The organism is Paracoccus benzoatiresistens (genome assembly GCF_026913015.1).
GTDB classification, from domain to species: domain Bacteria; phylum Pseudomonadota; class Alphaproteobacteria; order Rhodobacterales; family Rhodobacteraceae; genus Paracoccus; species Paracoccus benzoatiresistens.
In genome coordinates this window covers 1-3259 of record NZ_JAPTYD010000122.1, presented here as the reverse complement: position 1 = coordinate 3259, position 3259 = coordinate 1, and the positions used below count along the sequence as shown (strand labels likewise).

The following is a 3259-nucleotide window of genomic DNA, read 5'->3' as shown; positions in this document are numbered from 1 at the left end:
AGGCGCTGGCAAGCGAAGCCGGTGAAGAACTTCCGGCAGATGTGGTTGCCTCGCACGACCTTACGACCAAGGAATGCGGCATCGTCAACTTACGCGCTCGGATCGTAGAGCGCCTTCTTCGTCGGCGGGTCAAGCGACGCCAACTCCCGCGACGTCGGCCCAGATCGCGTGAGCTTGTCGTCTCGTTTGTCTGCGGTGGTCGGCGGTGGTGGTGGTCGGCGTTCTGAAGAGATTGGCAACCTGGTCGTGAGTGGCGAGGAACCGCTGCGCTTGTCCGGGCGACTTGAAGCGCTTCATGATCCGCTCCCGTCGTCGGGTGGGCTGATGGCTGTTCTCTGCGCGGTTGTTGAGACCCTTGTGCTGGCGGTGCTCGACGCCGGGCATCAGCGTTCTTGCAGCTGCGCAGTAGCTCCGCAGCTTGTCGGTCACCATGACCCGTGGAACGCGCCCCTGCCGCTTCATCAGCTTGCGCAACAGGCGCTTGGCGGCCCGAGCGTCGCGCCGGCTCTGGACGAGGACGTCGAGCACGACCCCCTGCTGGTCGACGGCACGCCAGAGCCAATGTTTCTTGCCGGCGATCAAGATTGCTACCTCGTCGAGATGCCATTTATCGCCTGTCGCTCTCTGACGCCGGCGGATTTCGGCAGCGTACGTGCCGCCGAACTTCAGCCCCCAGCGGCGGATGGTTTCGTGGCTCACCACGATGCCGCGCTCGGCCAGCATCTCCTCGACCTTCCTCAGGCTCAGCGGGAAGCGGAAGTAGAGCCAGACCGCGTGGGCAATAACCGCCGCTGGATAGCGGTGGCCAGCATACAGAGCGGCGTGATTCATCTTCATCTGCAGAGGCTATTCAGAAGCCGCACTTTCGGCCAGTCCGCAAGTTGACGGTGCCCGCCGCAGATCTCACCCTCCAATTCCGGACTCGGGCTAAGGAAAGGGCCGAATTGGTCGATTTTGAATACCTGTTTGACGCCAGGGAACAATTTGTTGCAGGTTGACTGTGCAACCAGTGAACGGACGGCAATCTTCAATGCTGTCAAATATCCCAACACGCGCATCAGACGCGTGGGCCCCATCATGTCCGCTTGCCGGACAACAACAGGAGAGCGGAATGAAAACACTTGTCTCGACTATCGCGCTGGCACTGGGCAGCACGCTCGCGGTTCCGGCAATGGCGCAGGACAGCACGTCCGCGTGTGGCGAGTTGTCGATCGCGCAGATGGGCTGGGCCTCGGCCGAGGTCATCACCGAGGTCGCGAAGTTCCTGCTGGAGCAGGGCTATGGCTGCACAGTGTCGCTGGTGAAGTCCGACACCATCCCGGCCATCACCTCTGTCGCCGAAAACGGCGAGCCCGACATCGTCACCGACCTGTGGCTGAATTCGGCCGGCGAGGCCTATACCAAGCTGGAACAGGCCGGCACAATGGTTACGCTGACCGACGTGCTGGACCCCGGCGGGATCGAGGGCTGGTGGATCCCCACCTACCTGGCCGAGGCCTATCCCGAACTGACCACCATCGAAGGCGTGATGGCCAATCCCGAACTGGTCGGCGGCCGCTTCAACAACTGTCCCGAGGGATGGGGTTGCCGCGTCGTCAGTGACAACCTGGTCCGGGCGCTGAAGCTGGAAGACGCGGGCATCGAGGTCTTCAACCATGGCTCCGGCGAAACCCTGGCCTCGTCGATGGGGTCGGCCGTGACCAGCGAGGAACCCTGGTTTGGTTACTACTGGGGGCCGACTGTGCCGCTGGGCAAATACGACATGACCCGCGTCAAGCTGGGTGAATACGACGAGGCCAAGTTCTCGCCGCTGCAAAACCCGAACGCGCCCGATCCCCAGGTCTCGGACTTCCCTGAGGCGCCCAGCGTTACCGCCGTCACGGCGGCCCTGGTTGAGGACCAGCCGGAGGTGGTCGAGTTCCTGCGCAAGATGACCTTCAAGACCGATGAAATGAGTGCCCTTCTGGCCTGGCAGGACGAGAAGAAGGCATCCGCTCAGGAGGTCGCGGTTCATTACCTGACCAGCAATGCCGAAGAATGGCAGACCTGGCTGTCGGATGACGCCAAGAAAAAGCTGTCGGCGCTGATCCAGCAGAACTGAGTGTCCGCGAAAGCGCGGAATGTGGTCGGTGCCGTAACGGCATCGACCTTTACTATAATGAATCATCCCGCAGCGGGAACAGACAGGGACGCAAGCGATGGCCAGCTACGACGGCGTGTTCACTGCCTTGGGGCTCAGGGATTGGTGCGACGGCGGGGGCGGGGAAGGTGGGCCGATGTCGATGGCCGATCTTCTGGCCAAGGCCCAGGGCGGTGCATCGCAGGCGGGCGGCTCGTGGTGGGATCTGCCGCTGCCGTCGCTGAACAACCTGCATGAGGCCTGCGGGGCGATCTGGCAGACGCGCGACCTCACGCTGGGGCTGGAACGGGGTTTCCTGTCGGCGCGTGACGCGCTGCGGGTGGTGCTGGATCCGATGACGCAGCCACTGTCCTGGATGCTGCGCGAAACAATCTGGCTGATGACCGCGACGCCTTGGTTCATCATGCTTCCGGCCCTGCTGCTGCTGACCTGGTTTGTGTCGCGTTCCAAGGGCGTGGTTGCGCTGGTCGCGGTCTCGCTGGGGCTGCTGGCCTTCGTCGACCACTATACCGAGGCCATGCAGACCCTGGCGATCATCTTCGTTTGCGCCTTCATCTGCGTCCTGTTCGGCGTGCCCATCGGCATCGCCATGTCGCGCAGCGACACCCTGCAGCGGATCGTGACACCGATCCTGGACATGTTGCAGACGCTGCCTGCCTTTGTTTATCTCATTCCGCTGATCTTCCTGTTCAGTGTCACGGAACCCAAGCTCTATGGCATCGCGATCATCCTTTATGCCATCGTGCCGGTAATCCGGCTGACCGACCTTGGCATCCGGCTTGTCGACCGAGACGTGATCGAGGCCGCCGATGCCTTCGGAATGAGCCGTCGGCAGAAGCTGTTCGGTGTCCAGATCCCCCTGGCGCTGCCCAACATCATGGCGGGCGTGAACCAGACCATCATGATGAGCCTGGCCATGGTGGTGATCGCCTCTCTGGTCTCAGCGCCCGGCCTGGGGGTTCTGGTGCTGCGCGGGATCCGCAACCTGGAACTGGGTGTGGGTCTGATCGCAGGCCTGGGCATCGTGCTTCTGGCGATCGTGCTGGACCGCGTCACTAAATCCGCGCTGAACCGCATCGACGCCAGCAAGTCGCGGCACTGAGGAGGCAAGGATGACTA

The 3259-nt window shown here is 62.7% G+C and carries 3 protein-coding genes; 2 read left to right on the top strand and 1 reads right to left on the bottom strand.

Going from position 1 to position 3259, the window contains the following annotated elements; all coding sequences use genetic code 11:
* Positions 1-129 precede the first annotated feature (129 nt).
* On the bottom strand, positions 130-837 hold the full coding sequence (locus OU682_RS23570; protein ID WP_268944617.1) for an IS6 family transposase: 708 nt from the start codon (positions 835-837) through the stop codon (positions 130-132).
* Positions 838-1111: 274 nt separating this feature from the next.
* On the opposite strand from OU682_RS23570, the gene OU682_RS23565 reads away from it, so the two are divergent.
* Entirely contained in the window at positions 1112-2101 is a 990-nt protein-coding gene (locus OU682_RS23565) for an ABC transporter substrate-binding protein (protein WP_268944616.1), read from the top strand.
* A gap of 97 nt (positions 2102-2198) precedes the next feature.
* On the top strand, positions 2199-3242 hold the full coding sequence (locus tag OU682_RS23560) for an ABC transporter permease (protein WP_268944615.1): 1044 nt from the start codon (positions 2199-2201) through the stop codon (positions 3240-3242).
* Positions 3243-3259 lie beyond the last annotated feature (17 nt).

Excerpts from the sequence above, each read along its gene's own strand:
- OU682_RS23570 (WP_268944617.1), bottom strand. The coding sequence starts at position 837 with ATGAAGATGAATCACGCCGCTCTGTATGCTGGCCACCGCTATCCAGCG.
- OU682_RS23565 (WP_268944616.1), top strand. The coding sequence starts at position 1,112 with ATGAAAACACTTGTCTCGACTATCGCGCTGGCACTGGGCAGCACGCTC.
- OU682_RS23560 (WP_268944615.1), top strand. The coding sequence starts at position 2,199 with ATGGCCAGCTACGACGGCGTGTTCACTGCCTTGGGGCTCAGGGATTGG.